The sequence below is a fragment of the Halarchaeum grantii genome (assembly GCF_014647455.2).
Taxonomy (GTDB): domain Archaea; phylum Halobacteriota; class Halobacteria; order Halobacteriales; family Halobacteriaceae; genus Halarchaeum; species Halarchaeum grantii.
The window spans coordinates 376,500-398,941 of sequence record NZ_BMPF01000002.1; the positions used below are offsets into that span (position 1 = coordinate 376,500).

A 22,442-nucleotide genomic window follows, 5' to 3' on the forward strand; every position below is an offset into this window, starting at 1 on the left:
CGCGCTGAACTGAGGGTATGGACGCGGCTCTGGGACCACCGCAGGCGATGGCGGCTCAACGCGAGGAGCTGACGCCGATGATGGCCCAGTATCACGACCTCTGCGCGGAGTACGACGACTCGCTCGTGCTCTTCCAAGTCGGGGACTTCTACGAGCTCTTCTGCGAGGCGGCGGAGACGGCGGCGCGCATCCTCGAGATCGCGCTGACGAAGCGCGAGGACTCCACGGGCACCTACCCGATGGCGGGCATCCCCATCGACAGCGCCGAATCGTACATCGAGTCGCTGCTCGAGGCGGGCTACCGGGTCGCCGTCGCCGACCAGGTGGAGGACCCGGACGAGGCGTCCGGCGTGGTCGAGCGCGCCGTCACGCGCGTCGTCACGCCCGGCACCCTCACCGAGTCCGAGCTCCTGCGCTCGGACGACAACAACTTCGTCGCGGCGCTCGCGCACGACGACGGCAGCTACGGGGTGGCGTTCCTCGACGTCTCCACGGGCGACTTCGTCGCGACGGGAACCGGCACCCGCGAGACGGTGCGCGACGAGGTCGCGCGCTTCGACCCCGCCGAGGCCATCGTCGGCCCCGAGGCGCCCGAAGGGGTCTTCCCCGACGGCTGCATGGTGACGGGGTACGACCCCGAGGCGTTCGCGGCGGACGCGGCGCGCGAGCGCGTCACCGACTACTTCGGGTCGCCGGAGACGCATCTCGCGGGGCGCGCCGAGGTCCGGGCCTGCGGCGCGCTCCTCGCGTACGCCGAGTACACGCGCGGCGGCGAGCACGGCCGCCTCGACTACCTGAACCACCTGACGCGCTACGACCCCCGCGAGTACATGGTGCTGGACGGCGTGGCGCTGCGCTCGCTCGAGCTCTTCGAGCGCCGGAGCGTCCACGGGAGCGAGGGCGCGGCGCTCGTGGACGTCCTCGACGAGACGGCGTGCGCGCTCGGCGGCCGCGAGCTGAAGGACTGGCTCCGCCGCCCGCTCGTCGACCGCGAGCGCATCGAGGCGCGCCTCGACGCCGTCGAGGAGCTCTCCGAGGACCCGCTCACGCGCGATACCCTGCGTGGACTGCTCGCGGACGTCTACGACCTCGAGCGCCTCGTCTCGCGGGTGTCACGGCGTCGCGCGGACGCCCGCGACCTGCGCTCGCTGAAGGCCACGCTCGACGTCGTCCCCGAGATACGGGCGGGCCTCGACGACGCCGAGAGCGCGCTCCTCCGGGACCTCCGCGAGCGCCTCGACGGCCTCGCGGACGTCCGGGACCTCATCGGGGAGGCGATCCAGCAGGACCCGGAGCGCGAACTCACGGAGGGCGGCATCATCGCGGACGGCTACGACGAGCGCCTCGACGAGCTGCGCGCGACCGAGCGCGAGGGCCAGCAGTGGATCGACGACCTCGAAGCACAGGAGCGCGAGCGGACTGGCGTCGACTCGCTGAAGGTCGGGCACAACTCCGTCCACGGCTACTACATCGAGGTGACGAACCCGAACCTCGACGCCGTCCCCGAGAACTACGAGCGCCGCCAGACGCTGAAGAACTCGGAGCGCTTCGTGACGCCCGCCCTGAAGGAGCGCGAGGAGGAGATCCTGAACGCGTCGGCGCGCGCGGACGAGCACGAACTCGACCTCTTCCGGGAGGTTCGGCGCGACGTCGGCGAGGCGGCCGAGCGCATCCAGAACGTCGCGGACGCGCTCGCGGTCGTGGACGTCCTCGTCTCGCTCGCGTCCGTCGCCGCACAGTACGACTACTGTCGCCCGGAGGTGGGTGGTAACGCGGTCGAAATCGCGGGCGGGCGCCACCCGGTCGTCGAGCGCACGGTGGAGTCGTTCGTCCCGAACGACCTGACGCTCACCCGCGACGTGCCGGTCGCGGTGATAACGGGCCCGAACATGAGCGGGAAGAGCACCTACATGCGGCAGGCGGCGCTCGTCGCGGTGCTCGCGCAGCTCGGGAGCTTCGTGCCCGCCGAGTCGGCGTCGCTCCCGCTCGTCGACCGGGTGTTCACGCGCGTCGGCGCGAGCGACGACATCGCGGGCGGGCGCTCGACGTTCATGGTGGAGATGACGGAGTTGAGCGACATCCTCCGGGACGCCACCGAGGACTCGCTCGTCGTGCTCGACGAGGTCGGGCGCGGGACGAGCACGGCGGACGGCTTCGCCATCGCGCGGGCCATCACGGAGCACGTCCACGACGAGGTGGGCGCGTACACGCTGTTCGCGACGCACCACCACGACCTGACGGCGGTCGCCGACGACCTCGCGGGCGCGAAGAACCTGCACTTCCGCGCGGAGCGCGAGGACGGGGACGTGACGTTCGTCCACGAGGTCGCCGAGGGCGCGGCGACGGCGTCCTACGGCATCGAGGTGGCGCGCGAGGCGGGCGTCCCGCCCTCGGTGGTCGAGCGGGCGCGCGAACTCGTCGTCGAGAACGCGGAGAACGCCGCCGTCGGGGACGACGCGAGTGAGTCGACCGCGACGGCGGCGAGCGCGGACGGCGGGCGCGCGGACGCGGAGAGCGACGTGCTCGATGAGCTCGCGCGGCTGAACCTCGCGGAGATGACGCCCATCGAGGCGTTGACGACGCTGAACCGCCTCCAGCGCGAGCTCTAGGGTTCGAGCGAGACGAACTCGTGGCCGTCGCGCGCGAGGACGCGGCGCGTGCGCGGCGTACAGGAGGGCGCGACGAGTATCCCGCGAACGTCGGCGTCCGCGTGGAGGTCGCGGCGGAGGGCGTCGACGTACCGGGAGAGCTGGCTGGCGGCGTCCGGGCCCGCCCGGGTGGCTTTGAGCTCGACGGCGACGGCTCGCCCGGAGCTATCGCGCCCGAAGACGTCGACGGGGCCGGCGGGGGTGTCGCGCTCGGCGGCGAGCGCGCGGAAGCCCGGCTCGACGAGCGCGGGGTCGGCGAGGACGCGCTCCTTCAGGTCGGCTTCGGTCCCCGAAATTTCGACGGTGGCGTCCGTCTCGTCGGCGGCCATCGCCGCCGCCTGTTCGATGGACTCGAAGGTGACGCGCAGTTCCTCGGTCGGCGACTCGCGCGTCGCCGTGAGGAGGAGCGACCCGTCCTCGACGTCGACGTCGAGGGCGTCGGCGGCGAGCCAGTTCTGCGGCTTCGGGCCGTCGGCGGCGTGAACAAGGAGGGTCAGGTCGGGTTTGAGCGCGACGAGGCGGTCGGCGGGGCCGGCGTGGGAGGTCGTGCGGCCGTCGTAGGCGACGTGACAGCGACCGAGGAGCGTGCAGAACGCGCGCCGCTCGTGGGCGTCCCGAACGTACGCGGCGGCCTCGGCGGGCGCGGGGGCGACGAGCGACGACCGGTCGGTGTCGGACACGTCGCGTGATTGGGGACGGAGCGCCAAAAGCGCCGCGCGAGCGCGCCGAATACGTCCTTAAGGTGAGGATACACATACGAAGAGTGGGTGTCCGGTCGGTATCGACCACCGATATAAGACGTACGTCAACGGTTAGTTTCTTAAGCAAGACACACTAGCCACACTACCATGAGAACCAATACGTTCGTTTCGACTTTTCGGGAGTGTGTCCCGGTTTCTGAACACGAAGGTGGTCGGGCGTGAACGGCTGGGTGCCGACGACGTGTATGCGGTGTGCGGTCGGCTGCGGACACCTCCAGCGCGGCGCCGACCTCGGCTACGGCGTCGACTCGGTGCGCGGGAACGCCGAGCACCCGACGAACCGCGGGCTCGCGTGCCAGCGCGGCGTGCGCGAGACCGCGGACCCGGACGCGCGCTTCCTCACGCGCCCGCTCGTCCGCCGCGACGACGAACTCGTGCCGACGACGTGGGACGTCGCGCTCGGCGAGGTCGCCGAGCGGATGCGCGAGGCGCGCGCGGAGACGCCGGACGCCGTCGGCGTGCTCGGGAGCGGCCAGCAGACGAACGAGGCCGCGTACGCGCTCGGGAAGGCCGCGCGCGGCGTGCTCGGCACGCGCTACTACGACGCGAACACCACGCTCTGCATGGCGTCGGCGGTGAAAGCCTACTACGACGCGTTCGGGAGCGACGCGCCGCCGTGTAGCTACGAGGACATCCCGAAAGCGGAGAGCCACGTCGTCTGGGGGGCGAACCCGGCGGTCGCGCATCCCGTACTCTTCCGGTGGGTGACGGACAGCGCCGCCGAGGGGACGCTCGTCGTCGTCGACCCCGTGGAGACGGAGAGCGCCGAGCAGGCGGACGTCCACGTTCAGCCCGACCCCGGCGGCGACCTGCCGCTCGCGCGCGCCGTCCTCGCGCACGTCGTCGAGACCGGGCGCGTCGACGACGCGTTCGTGCGCGAGCACACGCGGCGCTTCGACGACCTCCGCGAGTCGCTCCCGACCGTCGCGGACGCGGCGGACGCGGCGGGCGTCACCGTCGCGGACGTCGAGGTGCTCGCGGAGACGCTGGACGCGCGAACGCTCCTCTACTGGGGGATGGGCGTCAATCAGAGCACGCGCGGGACGGCGACCGCCGGCGCGCTCGTCGACCTCTGTCTCGCCACCGGCAACCTCGGCGAGGGGTCCGGGCCGTTCTCCCTGACGGGGCAGGCGAACTCGATGGGGACGCGCGTCTGCTCCTCGAAGGGTGGGTGGCCGGGGATGCGCGACTTCGGCGACGCGGCGGCGCGCGCGGACGTCGCGGAGACGTGGGGCGTCCCCGAGGAGCGCCTGCCGGCGGACGCCGGCCCCGGGCCCGTCGGCATCATGGACGCCATCGGCGACCCCATCGAGGTGCTGTGGACGGTGGCGACGAACCCCGTCGCCGGCCTCCCGGACGCCGAGCGCGCGGCGGAGAAACTCGACGACGTCTTCCTCGTCGTGCAGGACGCCTTCCACTCCGAGACCGTCGAGTACGCGGACGTCGTGCTCCCGGCGGCGACGTGGGGCGAGAGCGAGGGGACGACGACGAACATGGAGCGCGCCGTCTCGCGCGTGCGCGCCGTCACGGACACGCCCTCGGGCGTCCGCACGGACGTCGACCTCATCGCGGCCGTCGCGAACGGCGTCGAGCGCGGCGTCATCGACCGGCATCCGGATCCCGAGGCCCTCTTCGAGGAGATGGCGGCGCTCACCGAGGGCACGCCCGCCGACCTCTCGGGGCTCTCCTACGAGCGCCTCGGCGAGCAGGGCGCGGTGCGCTGGCCGGCGCCCGACGCGGAGACGTCCGTCGACTACCGCTACCGCGACGGGGACGGCTGGGCGTTCGAGACGGCCGACGGGAAGGCGTGGTTCTCGCTCGGCGGCGCGAGCGAGGGCGGCCTCCCCGAGCCCACCACTGAGGAGTACCCGCTGACGCTCACGACGGGGCGCGAGGCGGACGGCTACAACACGGGCGTGCGCTCGCGCGGCGGCGAGGCGGCGGTCCCGACGGTCCGCGTGAACCCGGCGGACGCGAGCGACGGCGACAGCGTCTACGTGGAGACCCGGCGCGGGTCGGCGGCGGCCGTCGTCAGTACCGATAGCGCGGTGCCGGAGGGCGTCGCGTGGCTCTCCATCCACCACCCGGCGACGAACCGCCTGACGCTCCCGGAGGTCGACCCGCGCTCGGCGGAGCCCAACTACAAGCAGTGCGCGGCCCGCGTCGTCCCGCGCGTCGAGGAGGCGAGCGAGTCGGCGGAGGCGGCGGTGCGCGCGGCGGAGGAGGCCGGGGACTGATGCGCGCGGGCGTGCTGGTCGCGGGCGGCCGCTCGGAGGCGTTCGGCCCCGCCGAGAAGGCGCTCGCGACCGTGGACGGCCAGCCGATGCTCCGGTTGGCGGCCACGGCGCTCGCGCCGCACGTCGACGAGCTCGTCGTGAACTGCCGACGCGACCAGCGCGAGGTGTTCGCGGAGGCGCTGGAGGGCGTCGCCCCCGAACCCCGCTTCGCGGTCGATCCGCGCCCGGACGCCGGCCCGGTCGCGGGCGCGCTGACCGCGCTCCGAACGACGACCGCCTCGCACGCCGTCGTCGCGGCCTGCGACCAGCCCTTCCTCGATCCGGGGACCGTCGACGCGCTCTTCGAGGCGGCGAACGCGGACGGCGCGATCCCACGCGCCGCCGGCACGCTCCGGCCGTTCGGCGGCGTCTACGGCGTCACGCCCGCGAAGGAGGCCTGCGAGGCGGTGGTGGCGCGGGGCGGCGAGTCGATGCGCGAAGTCGTCTCCTTCCTCGACCCGGCGGTCGTCGCGGTGAAGCGCGCCGCGTCCTTCCTGAGCGTGGACACGCGCGCGGACCTCGCGGCGGCGCGCCGGGACGCTCCCGCGACGGCCGAGACGCGCGCCCGAAGCGAGTGAGTGGACGAGCCCCGGGGACGAAAGCTAAGTAGCCGCTCCGTGAACGCATCGCCATGGCAGAGTGTCCCGAATGCGGCGCGGAACTGGACCTGCACGAGACGGTGGAAGTCGGCGAGATCGTCGACTGCGGAACGTGCGGCGCGGAACTCGAAGTGACGGGCGAGGACCCCGTGACGCTCGAGGAAGCGCCGGAACTCGACGAGGACTGGGGGGAGTAGGGTGCGTCTCGGCTTCCTCTACTCGCGCATCCGGAAGGACGAGAAGCTCCTCCTCGACGCGCTCGAGGAACGCGGCCACGACGTCGTGAAGGTGGACGTGCGCGACCCGCAGTTCAGCATCGGGGAGCGCCCCGACGAGCTCGCCGACCTCGATCTGGCGCTGAACCGGTGTCAGGAGTCCTCGCGGGTGCGCTACGTGAGCATGTTCTGCGAGCACTACGACGTCCCGGTGGTGAACGGCGCGCGCGCGACGACGACGTGCGCGGACAAGGTGCGGGGCAGTCTCGCGCTCGCGGACGCGGACGTCCCCACGCCGCGAACCGAGGTGTCCTTCGACGTGGAGTCCGCGCTCGAGTCCGTCGAGTCGTTCGGCTACCCCTGCGTCATCAAGCCCGTCACCGGGTCGTGGGGGCGCCTGCTCGCGAAGATCGACACGCGCGACGCCGCCGAAGCCGTCCTCGAACACAAGCAGACGCTCGGGAGCTACGAGCACTCCGTCTTCTACGTCCAGGAGTTCGTCGAGAAGCCGGGGCGGGACATCCGCGTCGTCGCGGCGGACGGCGAGCCCGTCGCGGCGATGACGCGCTCGGCCGAGCACTGGATCACGAACGCGGCCCGTGGCGGCGAAGCCGAAGCGTTCGAGGTGGACGAGGAAGTCCGTGACCTCGTGGAACGAGCGAACGACGCGGTCGGCGGCGGCCTGCTCGGTATCGACCTCATGGAAACCGGCGACGGGTACACCGTCCACGAGGTGAACGCCACCTGCGAGTTCAAGGCGCTGAACGACGCGGTGCCCGACGTGGACGTGCCCGCGCGTATCGTCGACTGGCTGGAGGCGAAAGCGGAGGCGGCGGAATGACGGTCGTCGAACGTCGTTCGACGACGTCACGCTCGGCGCCTCGCGTGACCAGCGTCGGACCTGCGGCCCGACTGGGCCACGCGGACCATGCGGGGTGGTCCGCGTGACTGTCGTGGTCAAAGTCGGCGGCGCGAAGGCCGTCGACCCGGCGGGCGCGCTCGCGGACGTCGCCGCCCTGATCGAAGAGGGCGAGGACGTCGTCGTCGTCCACGGCGGGTCGACGGCGGTGGACGACGCGCTCGAGGCGATGGGTATCGACCCGGAGTACGTGGAGACGCCGGGCGGCGTCGTCGGGCGCTTCACGGATGAGGAGACGATGGACGTGTTCAAGATGGCGATGCCGGGGCTCGTGAACACCGACCTCGTCGTCGGCCTGCAGAACCAGGGCGTCGACGCCGTGGGGCTCTCCGGCGTCGACGGCGGCCTCCTCACCGGCCCCCGGAAGTCCGCCGTCCGCGTCGTCGAGGGCGGCACGAAGAAGATCAAGCGCGGCGACCACTCCGGCACAATCGAGTCGGTGAACGCCGAGCTGCTCGAGACGCTCCTCGAAGCGGGGCACACGCCGACGGTCTCGGTGCCGATGCTCGGCGTCGAGGACGACGGCTCCTACACGGCCGTCAACAGCGACGCGGACCGCTCGGCGGCCGCCGTCGCGGGCGCCCTCGACGCCGACCTCGTCCTCCTCACGGACACGACGGGCGTCTACCGGGACCCCGAGGACCCGGGGACGCGGATCGAGCGCGTCTCGACGCCGGCGGAGTACGACGAGCTCACGGACGCCGCCGAGGGGTTCATGAAGCGCAAGGTGATGGCGGCCGAGGAGGCGCTGCGCGGCGGCGCGCCGACGGTCGTCGTCGGGGACGCGAACGCCGCGAACCCGATCCGGTCCGCGCTCGACGGGGACGGAACGACCATCGAGCGCGACGCGCTCCCCGAGAGCTGAAGCGGGCAAACGTTTACGCCGTCACCGTGAGTCCCGTTGGTAATGAGCGAGCCGGATGCAGGGGAGGACGAAACTGACGACTCGTCGGGGCGGCGACGGGACGCGCTCGACGCACCGACGGAGGGCGTGCCCGCCGACGCCGGGCCGCCACCGCGCCACGACGCGCCGACCGACGGCCCGCGCGCGGAACTCGACGCCGAACCGCCCGCGTCGGAGACGAAGCCCGAGCGCGTGAAACGGGAGGTGCTCGATCCCGTCCGCGAGTTCTTCGAGGAACGCGCCGACGACGCCGTCCCCGCCGACGCGACGCCCGAGGAAGCCGAGGCGATTCGGGCGGAGGCGACGCCGAGCGAGGAGTTCGTCGCGGAGCGCTGGTTCGACTTCGCCTACCTCGAGGAGTACGACGAGGTGGATCGCTACTGGGTGAACGAGCCGTTCGCGTACGTCTCCGTGCTCTACGACGCGGACGCGAAGACGTACCGCTACCACGTCAGCGAGCCCGTCCTCGACGACTTCGAGCGCTACGTCCGCGAGGACCTCGTGCGCATCCTCCGGAACAGCCTCATGTATCAGGAGCTCGACGACGACGCGGCCGACCGCGAGACGGTGTTCCGCCGCCGCGCCGAGGAGCTCATCGAGGAGCACGCCGCCACGGTCGAGGCCGGCACCGTCCAGAAGCTCCTCTACTACCTCCTCCGGGACTTCCTCGACTACGGCCGCGTCGACCCGATAATGCGCGACGGGAACGTCGAGGACGTCTCCTGTGACGGCGCGGACGTCCCCGTCTACGTCTACCACCGCGCGTATCGCGACCTGCGCTCGAACGTCCGCTTCGACGAGAAGCGCCTGAACAGCTTCGTCGTTCGGCTCGCCCAGCGCGCCGGCAAACACCTCTCCGTCTCGGACCCGCTCGTGGACGCCTCGCTCCCGGACGGCTCACGCGTCCAGCTGACGCTCGGCGGGGACATCGCGACGCGCGGGTCGAACTTCACCGTCCGCAAGTTCGCGGACGTCCCGTACACGCCGGTCGACCTCGTGAAGTGGAACACCTTCTCCGTCGAGCAGATGGCGTACTTCTGGCTCGCCATCGAGAACAACCGCTCGCTCGTCTTCGCGGGCGGCACCGGCTCCGGGAAGACGACGAGCCTGAACGCCGTGAGCTTCTTCATCCCGCCGGACTCGAAGGTCGTCTCCATCGAGGACACCCGCGAGATCACGCTCCCGCACGAGAACTGGATCCAGTCCGTCTCGCGCGCCTCCGTCTCCTCGACGGGCCGTGGCGAGGTCGGCACCTACCAGCTCCTGCAGGCCTCCCTGCGCCAGCGCCCCGAGTACATCCTCGTCGGCGAGATACGGACGGAGCAGCGCGTCGCGCTCACGTTCTTCCAGGCGATTTCGACGGGGCACACGGCGTACACGACCGTCCACGCGGACACCGTCGAGGGCGCGCTCGCGCGCCTGCAGAACCCGCCGCTCTCCGTCCCGACACAGATGCTTCAGGAGCTCGACATCCTCTCCGTCCAGAAGCAGATCTACGAGGGCGAGCGGCGCGTCCGGCGCAACCAGTCCGTCACGGAGCTCCGGCCGCCCGACGACGGCGCCGACGACGTCGAGACCCACGAGGTGTTCCGTCGCGACCCGAAGACGGACGGCCACGAGCGCGTCGCGGACTCGAAGGTCTTGCAGGACATCGCGGACTCGCGCGGGTGGGACGAGGAGACGGTGGTCGAGGAGCTCGACGCGCGCGAGGACGTGCTTCGCTACCTCGTCGAGAACGACGTCACCGACTACGGCGCGGTCGCCGGCGTCATTCACACCTACGCGAAGGACGCCCGCTACGTCCGTGAGGGCGTCCGAGACGGGTCGCTCGACCCCGAAGCGCTCGCGCTCGACGACGGGGAGCGATGAGCGCGGGCGACCGTGACGACGAGCTCGGCGGCCTCCCCGAGTACGAGGTCGGCCAGTACTTCCCGGAGCGTCCGGCGTTCGACCGCGAGGACCTCGAGCGCCTCCGCGAGGAGTACGGTCGGGTGCGCGCGTACGCGAAACTCCACCCGGAGCGCTTTCGCGACCTCCAGCGCTGGCTGAATCAGGGGCGCGTGGGGACGACCTACGACCTCTACGTCGCCCGGAGCGCGCGCTACGCGGGCTACGCGACGCTCGTCGGCCTGCTCGTCGGGGTCGTCGTCGCGTACGTGCTCGCGAACAGCGGGCTCCTCGCCGGCCTGCGCTCGCCCGTGCCGGTGCGCGGGGGCGGCCTCGTCGACCTCGTGAGCGCGAACAAGGTCGGTCTCGCGGCGTCGCTCGTCGCCGTCCTGCTCGCCGGTGCCGCCGGAGTCGGGACGTTCGCCGGCCGCTACTACTACCCCGCGATGGTCGTGAGCACGCGGCGCGCGAACGTCGAGTTCGTCCTCCCGCACGCCATCGTCTACATGTACGCGCTCTCCTACGGCGGGATGAACCTCGTCGAAGTCGTCGAGAAGGTCGCGGACGCCGAGGACGCCTACGGCGAGGTGGCGAACGAGTTCGAGTCGGTCAGACGCGACGTCGACCTCTTCGGGAACGACCTCCTGACGGCGCTCCGGAACACGCGCAACCTCACGCCGAGCGCGAGCCTCGAGCGCTTCCTCGACGACCTCGTGAGCGTCCTCGACGCCGGCGGGGACGTGACGGCGTTCTTCGAGGAGCAGTCCGACGAATACCTCCGGAACGCGAAGGAGGAACAGGAGGACTTCCTCGAGACGCTGAGCATCTACAGCGAGATCTTCATCACCGCGTTCGTCGCGACGCCGCTCTTCCTCATCGTCATCCTGATGGTGATCTCCTTCCTCGGCGGGCAGAGCCTCGCCCAGATGTACGGCCTCATCTACGTCGCGCTCCCGGTCGGGATGGGCGCGTTCCTCTTCCTCGTCTCCGTCCTCTCGAGCGCGTACTCGTACCCGCCGACGACGCTCGACATCGAGGAGTTCACCGACACCGCGCTCGGGGGCGACGCGCTCGCGGGCGACGAGCGCTACGCGGCCTATCGGGACGTTCAGCGCCGCGAGCGCGTCGAGGCGTTCCTCGCGGACCCGCTGCGCGCCGTCAGGGACGACCCGCCGCTCGCGCTCCTCGTCAGCGTCCCGCTCGCGCTCGTCCTCGCGGGCGCGGTGGCCGTCAGCGGGTTCGTCCCGCTCAACTACGCGCTCTTCCTCGAGGCGCCCGCCCGCAACACCGCGCGCCTCGTCGTCTACCCGCTGCTCGTCGCGGTGGTGCCGCTCTCGCTCTTCCACGAGTTGAAGCGCGGCCGCGAGAGCGCTATCGTCCGGCGCTTCCCGAGCACGCTCAACATCCTCTCGAGCGCGAACAGCATGGGCATCCCGTTCACGGACGCGCTCGAACTCGTCTCGCGGTGGTCGACGGGGACGCTCGGCGAGGAACTCCGCCTCGTCCGCAACGACATCCAGTGGAACGGCGACATCTCGGGCGCGCTCGTCGCGTTCGCGAACCGGTTGAACATCCCGCAGCTCTCCCGGACGATGAAGCTCGTCGCGGACGGCTCGCGCTCGACGGGCGACCTCGCGCGCGTCCTCAGCATCGCCGCCGACGACACCCGCGAGCGCTACCGGATCGAGCGCCAGCGCCGCCGCGAGATGAGCTCGTACATCGCCGTCGTCCTCATCGGCTTCCTCGTCTACCTGATGGTGATCGTGCTCCTCGACACGAGCTACCTCCAGCCGATCGCGCGCCTCGCCGCCGAGCAGGGCGCCCAGCAGGCCGGCCAGATCGGCGGGCCGATCTCGTTGACGAACGTCCCCGTGAACACCTACCGGATGCTCTTCTTCCACTCGGTGCTCATCCAGGGCGTCGGCGCGGGCCTCCTCGCCGGGAAGCTCGCGGAGAACGACGTCCTGAGTGGGCTGAAGTACTCGATACTGCTCGTGACGCTCTCGCTCATCGCGTTCGCCTTCATCTGATCATGCCACGAAACCGACCCCCGACCCCGGACTCCGACGGCTCGAATCGCGCGACCGACAGGGGCGTCTCCGAGATACTCGGCGCCATCCTCCTCTTCGGCCTCCTGATAGCCATGCTCGTGCTCGTGCAGGTGGGCGCGGTGCCGGGGTGGAACCAGCAGGTGGAGTACCAGCACGACCAGCGCGCGCAGGGCGACATGGCTGAGCTCGCGGACTCGGTCTCCCGGGTCTCCGCGACCGGCATCGCCGAATCGGTCGCGATCGAACTCGGGACGACGTACCCGGTGCGGCCGTTCCTCCTCAACCCGCCGCCGGCGAGCGGCACGATCCACACCGTCGATCGCGGGCCCGTGACGATACGGAACGCGATCGCGAGCGAGCGCGACGTCCGGGACTACTGGACGGGCGAGACGCGCAGTTTCGAGACGGCGGCCGTCGCGTACGACCCCGACTACAACGAGTACGCGAACGCGCCGACGACGGTGCTCGAGGCGGGCGCGCTCTACAACGACTACGACGACGCCGACCGCGCGCTCGTCCTCGGGGGCGCGAAGCCCGTGAGCGGCGAGACGATTTCGCTGACGACGCTCACGGGGAACCTGAGCGAGAGCGGCGTCCGGACGGAGTCGGTCGCCGTCCGCGCGTCGAGCGCGCCGACGCAGACGGTCGCGGTCAGCGGGCAGAACGGCGACCCGATCACGCTCTCGGTGCGGACGTCGATGCCGCTCGCGACGTGGCAGTCCTACCTCGAAGGGCAGTACGTGGCGAACGGCGGGCACGTGCTCGCGGACAGCCTCGCGCAGACCGCGCCGCCGAACGAGCGCGGCGTCCGAACGATCCAGTTCGCCCTCGAGGGGTCGGTGACGTACGACCTGCGCCTCTCGCGCGTCGCGGTCGGCGACGGCGGCGCGGAGGCGAACGCCACCTACCTCACGAAGGTCTCGGGCGGCGGCTACACGCCCGCCGGGAGCCGGACGGAGCTCGTCGCGCAGGCCCGCGACGCCTACAACGCGCCGACGTCGGGCGTTCCGATCACGTTCAGCGCGCCGTCCGGGACATTCGTCGACGGCGGGTCGACGGTGACGGTGACGACGGGGCCGGACGGCCGGGCGACGGCGACGTACGTCCCGGCGAGCGGGACGGCGAACGTCGAGGTGTCGGCGTCGAGCGAGCTCGACGGCGCGAGCGGGACGAGCGAGGCCGAGCGGACGACGTTCGACGTCAGCACGGTGCTCACGACCGGCGGGGGCGACGACGCCGGGGAGCCGAACCCGCGCGAGAGCGACGGCCCCTACCTGAGTTCGGTGACGTTCGTCAACGGCTGGAACGGGAACAAGTGGTTCGAGGCGACGTTCGCGAACGCCGGGAGCGGGACGCACACGTGGGTGAGCGCCCGCCTCGCCTTCTACAACAAGCAGGTGAACCCGGCGGACCAGCTCCCCGAGTACGTCGACTTCTACGCCTCGGCGACGGCGGCGACGGGGACGCGCCTCGAACTCCGGGGGCCGTACGAGCCACTGGGCGCGCCGATCACGTTCTCGGGGACGAGCACGCGGACGGTCCGACTCGACCCCGGGCAGGCGAACGAGGGCGGTGACGTGCAGTCCGGGGACTTCATGGTGATCAGCGTGAAGTACGCGGACGGCTCGACGGACACCTACTTCGTCGGCGCGGAGAGCACCACGTCGAAGAAGGACCCGAAGAACTAACCCCGTCTCTCGGACACTCCGGGTATGGACCCCGGGAAGGTCGAGCGCGCGTTCTTCGATGAGCACATCTATCCCCGCCTCGGCGCCGAGCGCGAGGACGTTCGCCTCGGGCCGACGCACGGCGCGGACTTCGGCGTCGTCGACGTCGGCGAGTCGGTGGTGGCGCTCGCGACCGATCCGGTGTTCGTCCTGCGCGAACTCGGCGTCGAGCGCGCGGCGTGGTTCGCCTTCCACATCGTCGTGAGCGACGCCGCCCTCTCGGGCATCCCGCCCTCGCATCTCAGCGTCGACCTGAACCTCCCGCCGGACACGTCGGCGGAGTACTTCGGGCGGCTCTGGGAGGTCTTCGACCGCGAGGCGCGCGAACTGAGGATGGCGGTCACGACCGGGCACACGGGCACGTACGCGGGGTGCGCGTGGCCGACGGTCGGCGCGGCGACGACGCTCGCGGTGGGCGACCCCGACGACCTCGTGGTTCCGACGGGCGCCGCGCCGGGCGACGTTCTCGTCTGTACGAAGGGGCCGGCGATAGAGACGACGGGGCTCCTGAGCGTGCTCTACGGGGACGCCCTCGACCTCCCCGCGTCGACCGTCGCGGCGGGGCGGGCGCGCTTCGAGGAGGCGAGTCCCGTCCGGGACGCGCTGACGGCGGCGGCCGGGCCGGTGACGGCGATGCACGACGCGACCGAGCGCGGCGTCGACAACGCCCTGCACGAGCTCGCCGCCGCCTCGGGCGTCGCACTCGACGCGGAGCGCGAGCGCTTCCCCGTTGGCGACGGCGTGCGCGCGGTCTGCGAGGCCTTCGACCTCGACCCGTGGGTCACATCGAGCGAGGGCACGGTTCTCCTGACGGTGCGTCCGGACGGCGTCGGAGCCGTCCTGCGCGCGCTCGACGCGGAAGGGATCAGGGCGGGCGCGGTCGGCGAGGTGCGCGAGGGAAGCGGCGTGACGATGGACGGCGAGGCGCTGGCGAAGCCGACGAGCGACCCGCTCTGGGAGGCCTACGAGCGCGGGAAGGAGCGGTACGGCGTGCAGACGGAGTGGCCGTAGCTCGCGTGAAATGCGGCGGAAAAACGGCGCGACGACGCGCGTCACACCCTGCTCGTATCTACTAGTTGTGACGAGAACCACTTAAAGAGAGGTCGGACGGGACGGCGGCGTCGCGACTCGACGGGAAGGTGTGGTCGCCCCAGAAGACGGGACCACCCTGCTCGTATCTACTGCTTGTGACGAGAGCTACTTAAACGATGGCGAGCGGTGGTGTTTTACTCGCAGACGGCCACCTACCGCCATGACCGAGACGCCTGCACGTGACGGGGTGAGGGCGGCGTGACCGGCATCGTCGAGGAGTTCCTCGCGCTGAAGGAGGGGACGGACGCGGACGTCCTCGCGATGCAGGTCGGGGACTTCTACGAGTTCTTCGCGGAGGACGCCCGCCTCGTCGCCGACGAGCTCGACCTGAAGGTCTCCGAGAAGTCGAGCCACGGCTCCTCCTACCCGATGGCCGGCGTCCCCCTCTCGGAGCTGACGCCGTACCTGAAGTCGCTCGTCGAGCGCGGCTACACCGTCGCCGTCGCCGAGCAGCGCGGGAGCGACGACACGACGCGCGAGATAACGCGGAAAGCGACGCCCGGCACCCTGCTGGAGGCGACGGGCGCGGACGCGCGCTACCTCGTGAGCGTCGTTCGCGACGGCGACGCGTGGGGCCTCGCGGCGGTGGACGTGACGACGGGCGCGTTCCACGTCACCGAGGTGACTGGTGAGCGGACGGCGCTCGCGGAACTCGGGCGCTTCGACCCCGAGGAGGTGCTCCCCGGTCCCGACGTTCGCGACGACGAGGGCGTGCTCGACGCGCTGCGCGAGGACACGGACGCGACGCTCACCGTGCACGCCACGGACGCGTTCGCGCCGGGCCGCGCGACCCACCGCGTGCGCGAGCAGTTCGGCGAGGGGACCCTCGACGCCATCGGCGTCGCCCCCGAGGGGGCGGGTGCGCGCGCGGCTGGCGCGGCGCTCGACTACGTCGAAGAGACGGGCGTCGGCGTCCTCGCCTCGCTGACGCGCGTGCAGGCCTACGAGGCGGACGACCACGTCGCGCTCGACCCGACGACGCGCCGGAACCTCGAACTGACGGGGACGATGCACGGCGACCGCGCGGGGTCGCTCGCGGCGACGCTCGACCACACGGTGACGTCGATGGGCGCGCGCCGCCTCGAAGCGTGGCTCCTCCGGCCCGTGCAGGACCGCGCCGAGGTGGCGCGCAGACACGACTGCGTCGCGGCGCTCGCCGGGGACGCCCTCGAACGGGACGCGGTGCGCGAGACGCTGGACGGCGCGTACGACCTCGAGCGCCTCGCGGCGCGCGCGACGAGCGGGAGCGCGGACCCGGCGGCGATACGCCGCGTCGCCGACACGCTGGAGCGGCTGCCGGCGCTGCGCGAGCGCCTCGCCTCGTCGCCCGCGCTCGCGGACTCCCCGCTGAAGGGGATTCTCGACCGCGTGGACGCCGAGGCGGCCGAGGACCTGCGCGAGACGGTCGACGACGCGCTCGCCGACGAGCCGGGCGGGGAGACGGGCATCTTCGCGCGGGGGTACGACGAGGAGCTCGACCGGATCGCCGAGGAGCACGACGCCGTCGTCGCGTTCTTCGACTCGCTCGCCGAGCGCGTGAAGGCGGAGACGGAGCTCTCGCGCGTGACGGTCGACCGGAACAAGACGGACGGCTACTACGTGCAGGTCGGCCACTCGCAGACCGACCGGGTACCCGAGCACTTCCGGGAGGTGAAGACGCTGAAGAACTCGAAGCGCTATCGCACCGACGAGCTCGACGAGAAGGAACGCGCCCTCGTGCGCTTGGAGGAGGAGCGCGCCGCCCGCGAGCGCGAGCTCTTCGAGGCCCTCCGCGAGGAGGTGGCGGCGCACGCGTCGCTCCTGCAGGACGCGGGCCGCGCGCTCGCGGAGGTGGACGCGCTCGCGTCGTTCGCCGAGCACGCCTCCGCGAACCGCTGGGCGCGCCCCGAGCTCCGAGACGACCGCGAACTCGACGTCGTGGCGGGGCGCCACCCGGTCGTCGAGCAGACCGTGGAGTTCGTCCCGAACGACGCGCGCCTCACCGACGACCGGCGCTTCCTCGTCGTGACGGGGCCGAACATGAGCGGGAAGAGCACCTACATGCGCCAGACGGCGCTGATCGTGTTGCTCGCGCAGGCCGGGAGTTTCGTGCCCGCCGAATCGGCGGAACTCGGCCTCGTGGACGGCATCTACACGCGCGTCGGCGCGCTCGACGAGCTCGCGCAGGGGCGCTCGACGTTCATGGTGGAGATGCAGGAGCTCTCGAACATCCTCCACTCCGCGACCGAGGACTCGCTCGTCGTGCTCGACGAAGTGGGTCGCGGGACGGCGAGCGACGACGGCATCAGCATCGCGTGGGCGGCGACCGAGTACCTCCACAACGAGGTGCGCGCGAAGACGCTGTTCGCGACGCACTACCACGAGCTGACGGCGCTCGCCGACCGCCTCGACGGCGTGCGGAACGTCCACGTGGAAGTGGACGAGCGAAACGATGGGGAGAGCGTGACGTTCCTCCGGACGGTCGCTGAGGGCCCGGCGGACCGCTCCTACGGCATCCACGTGGCGGACCTCGCGGGCGTCCCCGATCCCGTGGTGTCACGCTCGCGGGACGTCCTCGCGAAGCTCCGCGCTGACGAAGCCATCGACGTCCGGGGCGGCGCGACCGGTGGCGAGGAGACCGAGCAGGTGGTCTTCGACCTCGGGAGCGGCGAGCTCCGGACCGGAGGCGGTGCGGACGCCGACGCGGATGCGACGTCGGGTGACGCGACTGCGATGGCGGACGCGGACCCTGACCCGGGTGCGGACGCGAGCGCCGGGGCCGAAGCGGACGGCGGGCGCGCGGGCGGCGAGGCGGCGCTCGACGCCGACGCGCGCGCGGTGCTCGAGGAGGTGCGCGGCGTCGACATCAACAACACGTCGCCGCTCGAGCTGCTCCAGCGGGTGAACGAGTGGCAAAAGCGGATGAGCGAGCGCGATGAGTGAGGAGATCCGCGAACTCGACGCGACGACGGTCGAACGCATCGCGGCGGGCGAGGTGGTCGAGCGGCCCGCGTCCGTCGTGAAGGAGCTCGTGGAGAACAGCCTCGACGCGGACGCCTCGCGGATCGAGGTCGAGGTGGACGGGGACGGCACCGAGCGGGTCGCGGTGCGCGACGACGGCGTCGGGATGACGCGCCCGGACGCGAAGGTCGCGGTCCGACAGCACACGACGTCGAAGATCCGGGACGCCGACGACCTCGCGAGCGTGGCGACGCTCGGCTTCCGCGGGGAGGCCCTGCACACGATCGCCGCCGTCTCGAAGACGACGGTGACGACCCGCGCCCGCGAGGGCGACGGGCCCGCGACCGAACTCCGGATCGAGGGCGGGGACGTCGAGGCGGTTCGGTCGGCGGGGCGCGCGCCGGGGACGACGATCGAGGTGCGCGACCTCTTCTACAACACGCCGGCGCGACGCGAGTTCCTGAGCGCCGCGAGCACGGAGTTCGGGCACGTGAACCGCGCCGTCTCCCGGTACGCGCTCGCGAACCCGGACGTCGCGGTGTCGCTCGCCCACGACGGGACGGAGACGTTCGCGACGCCGGGCGACGGCGACCTCCGGGGGGCGATGCTCGCCGTCTACGGCCGCGACGTCGCGGAGGCGATGATCCGCGTGGACGCGACGCCCGACGGCCCGCTCGAACGGGTGTCGGGCTACGTGAGCCACCCGGAGACGACGCGCTCGACGCGCGAGTACCTCGCGACGTACGTGAACGGCCGCTACGTCAGCGATTCGGTGCTCCGGGAGGCGCTCGTCGAGGCGTACGGCACGCAGCTCGCGGCGGACCGCTTCCCGTTCGCGGTGCTGGACGTCGAAATACCCCCGGAGGCGGTGGACGCGAACGTCCACCCCCGGAAGATGGCGGTGCGCTTCGAGGACGAGGCGGGCGTCCGCGAGGGCGTCACCGAAGCGGTGCACGACGCCCTGCTCGAGGCGGGGCTGGTGCGTTCGCGGGCACCGCGCGGCGCGTCGCAGCCGCGCGACGCGGCGATCGCGCCCGAGCGGGACGGCGAGGCCGACGCGACGGGGACCAGAACCGAGCCGGGAGCGTCGTCGGCGCCGGCCACGCGGTCGTCGAGCACGGGCGCGCGCTCCGGACGCCGCTCGCGTTCGGGAACGGATACCGGTGAGAGCGCGTCGGGCGGAGGGAGAAGTGCGCGGACGGACGCATCGGACGGGGGTAGTCGCGGCGGCGGCCGCGGCGACGGCGCGGGGCGGAAGTTCGCGGGCGCGTCGCGGAACGCGCGCCTGCCGGGAGCCGCTGGTGACGCGGACGAGTCACCCGAGCGCGAGCGCCTCCCGGAGATGCGCGTGCTCGGCCAGCTCCACGACACGTACGTCGTCGCCGAGACCCCGACGGGGCTGGTGCTCGTGGACCAGCACGCGGCGGACGAGCGGGTGCGCTACGAGGCCCTCCGCGAGGAGCTCGGCGAGTCACCGGCCTCCCAGTCGCTCGTCGCGCCCGCCGAGCTGGAGGTGACGGCCGCCGAGGCGGCGGCGTTCGAGGCGTCGCTCGCGGGGCTCCGCGAAGCGGGCTTCGACGCCGAGTTGGACGGGCGGACGGTCGTCGTCTCGGCGGTGCCGGCCGTCTTCGGGCACGTCCTCGACGCCGAGTTGGTGCGGGACGTGCTCGCGTCGGCGGCGAGCGCCGTCGGGGGCGACGACGTGCGGTCGGCGGCGGACGCGGTGCTCGCGGACATGGCGTGCAAGCCCGCGATAACTGGGAACACGTCGCTCGCGGAGGGTGACGTGACGGCCCTGTTGGAGCGCCTCGACGCCTGCGAGGAGCCGTGGGCGTGCCCGCACGGCCGGCCGGTCGTCGTCGAGCTCGACGAGGCGGAGCTCGACGCGCGCTTCGAGCGCGACTATCCGGGCCATCAGGACCGCGCGCCGGAGTAGGTGGCGTGGCGGAGGATTCATATACTGGTAGTGGTAAGCACACTCATGGACGGTGGCCTCGAAGACCCACTGACGATGCTGGCCTCGGAGACGACCGACCGCGAGGCGTGGCGCGCGGACGACCCCGTGCTGTTGGTCGGCCTCCTGCTCGTCGCCGTCGAGTTCCTCGCGCTCTTCGTCCTCGTCGGGTGAACCGGCGGGAATCCCGGTCATTCATTTAGGGCGCCGTCGTCACCCGAGATATGAGTGATCTCGTGACGTTCGGCGAGACGATGCTGCGCCTCAGCCCGCCCGGGCAGGAGCGCATCGAGCGCGCGACCGAGCTCGAGTTCCGCGCGGCGGGCGCGGAGAGCAACGTCGCGGTGAACGCCGGCCGCCTCGGCGTCGAGGCGACGTGGCTGTCGAAGCTCCCGGAGTCGCCGCTCGGCCGGAAGGTGACGGCGACCGTCGAGTCGCAGGGCGCCGACGCGGACGTCGTCTGGAGCGAGGAGGGCCGACAGGGCACCTACTACCTCGAACAGGCGTCGAAGCCGCGTCCGACGAACGTCGTCTACGACCGCGCGAACGCCGCCGTGACGACGGCGACCGCCGACGAACTCCCCACCGAGCGCATCGAGCGCGCGGACTGCTTCTACACCTCGGGCATCACGCCCGCGCTCTCCGACACGCTCGAGGGGACGACCGCCGACCTGCTCGAGCTCGCGCAGGACGCGGGGACGACGACGGTGTTCGACGTGAACTACCGCTCGAAGCTCTGGACGCCCGCCGAGGCGCGCCCCGTCCTCGAGTCGCTCTTCCCGGCTATCGACGTGCTCGTGACCGCCGAGCGCGACGCCCGCGCGGTGCTCGGCCTCGAGGGCGACGCCGAGCGGATCGCACGCGACCTCGCCGACGAGTGGGGCTTCGAGACGGTGGTCGTGACGCGCGGCGCGGCGGGCGCGCTCGCGCTCCACGCGGGCGACGTTACCGAACAGCCCGCCATCGAAGCGGACACCTACGACGCCGTCGGGACCGGGGACGCGTTCGTCGGGGGCTTCCTCACGCGCCGCCTGCAGGGCGACGGCGTCCCCGCCGCCCTCGAGTACGCGGCCGCCGTCGCGTCGCTCAAGCGCACGATTCCGGGCGACACCGCGCTCGTCACGCCCGACGAGGTCGAGGCCGTCCTCGAGAAGACGGACGACGGCATCGCGCGCTAGACCGGCGGAGCGGTTGGCGCGTCGAGGTGTGGCCACAACGCATTTTCGCCCGACGCCGTGACGCCGAACACACATGGTTCGACAGACTGCGAGCGCGATAGCGGTCGCGCTCCTCCTCGTCGCCGGGGCGGTGCCCGCGTCCGCCGTGGCGGCGTCCGGTGAATCGCACGCCTACGCCGGCGCGCACGTCACCTTCGACGTGCAGGGCTCGGCGGTGACCGACTACGCCGTCGACGGCGAGACTATCGTGGAGCGAATCGGCGTCCAATCGGCCTCGCAGGCGTCGAGCAGTGGGTCCGGCGTGCTCGGGGCGGACGGTGGCCTCGACCTCTCGGCGACGGCGAACGTCGACCTCTCCGGCCTCACGCTCGGCGCGACGACGGCGGCGTCCGCGACCGTCGAGGCCGAGAGCGGCGCGACGCTCACCGCGCACGACGAGAACAACGGCGTCCTCGTGGTGGAGTCGGGTGACGAGTCGCAGGTCGTCGTGGCGACCCTCTCCGCCGACGCCGAGGCCGCCGCCGACGGCGACCGACGGGTCGAGGTGACGACCGCGTCCGGCACCGAGGCGACGTTCCTCGCGGTCGGGAACGCGAGCGTCACCGTCAACGACGACGGGAACGTCAGCGGGCAGGTCGGCGCGAACGGCACCATCGTCCTCCGCGCCTACCCGGACGGGAAGTCGGCGGCCGACGACCGGACCGAGGAGCTGATCGCGTCCGGGCGGGCCGCCGGTGAGGTGTACGCCGGCGCGGCCGCCGACGCGAGCGCCGAGGCGTCCGCGAGCGTGGTGACGTACGCGAACGAGACGGCGATCACGGCAGAGCAGAGCGCCGAGAACACCGTGAACGTCACCGTCGAGCGCGCCGACGAGACCGGGAAGGTCCTCGTCGCCACCGTCTCGGAGGCCGCCGTCGGCTCGACGGAGGACCTCGACGTCGCGGTGAGCGGCGGCGCGGCCGCCGAAGTCTCCTCGTACGGCGAACTCGAGGCCGCGCTCGGGGGCGACGAGTCGGCCTACATGGTGACCCGAGAGGCGTCCGGGAACGCCACCGTCTACGTCGCGTTCGACCACTTCTCCGCGCGCACCGCTTCGATCAGCGGCGCGGACGGCGGCGACCAGCAGTCGAGTACCGAGACGACGACCGAGACGTCGAGCACGACCGAATCCAGCGGTAGCGGGGGCGCGACCACGAGCGGCGGGTCGCCCGGCTTCGGTGTGGTGACGCTCGCCGGCGCGCTCACTGCGCTCGCGGCGTTCCTCGCACGCCGCGACTGAGGCGCACACCGA

The 22,442-nt window shown here is 72.0% G+C and carries 16 protein-coding genes; 15 read left to right on the forward strand and 1 reads right to left on the reverse strand.

What is annotated here, in order from left to right; genetic code table 11:
- Positions 1 to 17: 17 nt before the first annotated feature.
- Positions 18 to 2,609: a DNA mismatch repair protein MutS gene (mutS, locus tag IEY12_RS08180; protein ID WP_188882316.1), complete on the forward strand. Its 2,592-nt coding sequence runs from the start codon at positions 18 to 20 to the stop codon at positions 2,607 to 2,609.
- Here the strand turns inward: mutS (IEY12_RS08180) and nucS are convergent.
- Positions 2,606 to 3,328: an endonuclease NucS gene (gene nucS / locus IEY12_RS08185; RefSeq protein ID WP_188882318.1), complete on the reverse strand. Its 723-nt coding sequence runs from the start codon at positions 3,326 to 3,328 to the stop codon at positions 2,606 to 2,608. The genes mutS (IEY12_RS08180) and nucS overlap by 4 nt on opposite strands.
- Positions 3,329 to 3,567: 239 nt before the next feature.
- Here nucS and nasA point away from each other — a divergent pair, with 239 nt between their 5' ends.
- The 14 genes from nasA (at position 3,568) to IEY12_RS08255 (ending at position 22,430) form a co-directional block, all read left to right on the forward strand.
- Complete coding sequence (gene nasA / locus IEY12_RS08190; protein WP_188882326.1) at positions 3,568 to 5,646, forward strand: assimilatory nitrate reductase NasA; 2,079 nt, start codon at positions 3,568 to 3,570, stop codon at positions 5,644 to 5,646.
- On the forward strand, positions 5,646 to 6,263 hold the full coding sequence (locus IEY12_RS08195) for a molybdenum cofactor guanylyltransferase (protein WP_188882338.1): 618 nt from the start codon (positions 5,646 to 5,648) through the stop codon (positions 6,261 to 6,263). Before nasA ends, IEY12_RS08195 begins: the two co-directional genes overlap by 1 nt.
- Positions 6,264 to 6,316: 53 nt before the next feature.
- Positions 6,317 to 6,481, forward strand: coding sequence for a lysine biosynthesis protein LysW (gene lysW, locus IEY12_RS08200; RefSeq protein ID WP_188882344.1), 165 nt, complete (start codon positions 6,317 to 6,319; stop codon positions 6,479 to 6,481).
- 1 nt (position 6,482) lies between these two features.
- Positions 6,483 to 7,340 carry a lysine biosynthesis protein LysX gene (gene lysX / locus IEY12_RS08205; RefSeq protein WP_188882359.1) on the forward strand — a complete coding sequence of 286 codons (858 nt, stop codon included), beginning with the start codon at positions 6,483 to 6,485 and terminating at the stop codon, positions 7,338 to 7,340.
- Positions 7,341 to 7,443: 103 nt separating this feature from the next.
- Positions 7,444 to 8,283, forward strand: coding sequence for an acetylglutamate/acetylaminoadipate kinase (locus IEY12_RS08210; RefSeq protein ID WP_188882361.1), 840 nt, complete (start codon positions 7,444 to 7,446; stop codon positions 8,281 to 8,283).
- A gap of 42 nt (positions 8,284 to 8,325) precedes the next feature.
- Positions 8,326 to 10,191, forward strand: a complete 1,866-nt coding sequence (locus IEY12_RS08215) for a type II/IV secretion system ATPase subunit (protein ID WP_188882363.1) — start codon at positions 8,326 to 8,328, stop codon at positions 10,189 to 10,191.
- Positions 10,188 to 12,239: a type II secretion system F family protein gene (locus IEY12_RS08220; protein ID WP_188882391.1), complete on the forward strand. Its 2,052-nt coding sequence runs from the start codon at positions 10,188 to 10,190 to the stop codon at positions 12,237 to 12,239. The genes IEY12_RS08215 and IEY12_RS08220 overlap by 4 nt, the downstream gene beginning before the upstream one ends.
- 2 nt (positions 12,240 to 12,241) lie before the next feature.
- A complete protein-coding gene (locus IEY12_RS08225) occupies positions 12,242 to 13,948 on the forward strand; it encodes an Ig-like domain-containing protein (protein WP_188882393.1) in 1,707 nt (568 codons plus the stop codon).
- Between the two features lie 24 nt (positions 13,949 to 13,972).
- The gene (locus IEY12_RS08230) at positions 13,973 to 14,998 is read left to right on the forward strand and encodes an AIR synthase family protein (protein ID WP_188882400.1); all 1,026 of its coding nucleotides are present in this window, start codon (positions 13,973 to 13,975) and stop codon (positions 14,996 to 14,998) included.
- A 279-nt stretch (positions 14,999 to 15,277) separates the two neighbouring features.
- Positions 15,278 to 18,001: a DNA mismatch repair protein MutS gene (gene mutS, locus IEY12_RS08235; protein ID WP_188882405.1), complete on the forward strand. Its 2,724-nt coding sequence runs from the start codon at positions 15,278 to 15,280 to the stop codon at positions 17,999 to 18,001.
- Entirely contained in the window at positions 17,994 to 19,955 is a 1,962-nt protein-coding gene (mutL, locus tag IEY12_RS08240; protein ID WP_188882407.1) for a DNA mismatch repair endonuclease MutL, read from the forward strand. Before mutS (IEY12_RS08235) ends, mutL begins: the two co-directional genes overlap by 8 nt.
- Positions 19,956 to 19,985: 30 nt before the next feature.
- Positions 19,986 to 20,147 (forward strand): hypothetical protein, encoded by a 162-nt coding sequence (locus IEY12_RS08245; protein WP_188882409.1) that lies wholly within the window; start codon positions 19,986 to 19,988, stop codon positions 20,145 to 20,147.
- Between the two features lie 50 nt (positions 20,148 to 20,197).
- Positions 20,198 to 21,151, forward strand: coding sequence for a bifunctional 2-dehydro-3-deoxygluconokinase/2-dehydro-3-deoxygalactonokinase (kdgK1, locus tag IEY12_RS08250; protein WP_188882412.1), 954 nt, complete (start codon positions 20,198 to 20,200; stop codon positions 21,149 to 21,151).
- Positions 21,152 to 21,224: 73 nt separating this feature from the next.
- Positions 21,225 to 22,430 (forward strand): PGF-CTERM sorting domain-containing protein, encoded by a 1,206-nt coding sequence (locus IEY12_RS08255; RefSeq protein WP_188882414.1) that lies wholly within the window; start codon positions 21,225 to 21,227, stop codon positions 22,428 to 22,430.
- Positions 22,431 to 22,442: the final 12 nt, after the last annotated feature.

Bases quoted from the DNA above. Each gene is read 5' to 3' on its own strand.
- mutS (WP_188882316.1), top strand. From the start codon at position 18: ATGGACGCGGCTCTGGGACCACCGCAGGCGATGGCGGCTCAACGCGAG.
- IEY12_RS08195 (WP_188882338.1), top strand. From the start codon at position 5,646: ATGCGCGCGGGCGTGCTGGTCGCGGGCGGCCGCTCGGAGGCGTTCGGC.
- lysW (WP_188882344.1), top strand. From the start codon at position 6,317: ATGGCAGAGTGTCCCGAATGCGGCGCGGAACTGGACCTGCACGAGACG.
- IEY12_RS08215 (WP_188882363.1), top strand. From the start codon at position 8,326: ATGAGCGAGCCGGATGCAGGGGAGGACGAAACTGACGACTCGTCGGGG.
- IEY12_RS08220 (WP_188882391.1), top strand. From the start codon at position 10,188: ATGAGCGCGGGCGACCGTGACGACGAGCTCGGCGGCCTCCCCGAGTAC.
- IEY12_RS08225 (WP_188882393.1), top strand. From the start codon at position 12,242: ATGCCACGAAACCGACCCCCGACCCCGGACTCCGACGGCTCGAATCGC.
- IEY12_RS08230 (WP_188882400.1), top strand. From the start codon at position 13,973: ATGGACCCCGGGAAGGTCGAGCGCGCGTTCTTCGATGAGCACATCTAT.
- mutL (WP_188882407.1), top strand. From the start codon at position 17,994: ATGAGTGAGGAGATCCGCGAACTCGACGCGACGACGGTCGAACGCATC.
- kdgK1 (WP_188882412.1), top strand. From the start codon at position 20,198: ATGAGTGATCTCGTGACGTTCGGCGAGACGATGCTGCGCCTCAGCCCG.
- IEY12_RS08255 (WP_188882414.1), top strand. From the start codon at position 21,225: ATGGTTCGACAGACTGCGAGCGCGATAGCGGTCGCGCTCCTCCTCGTC.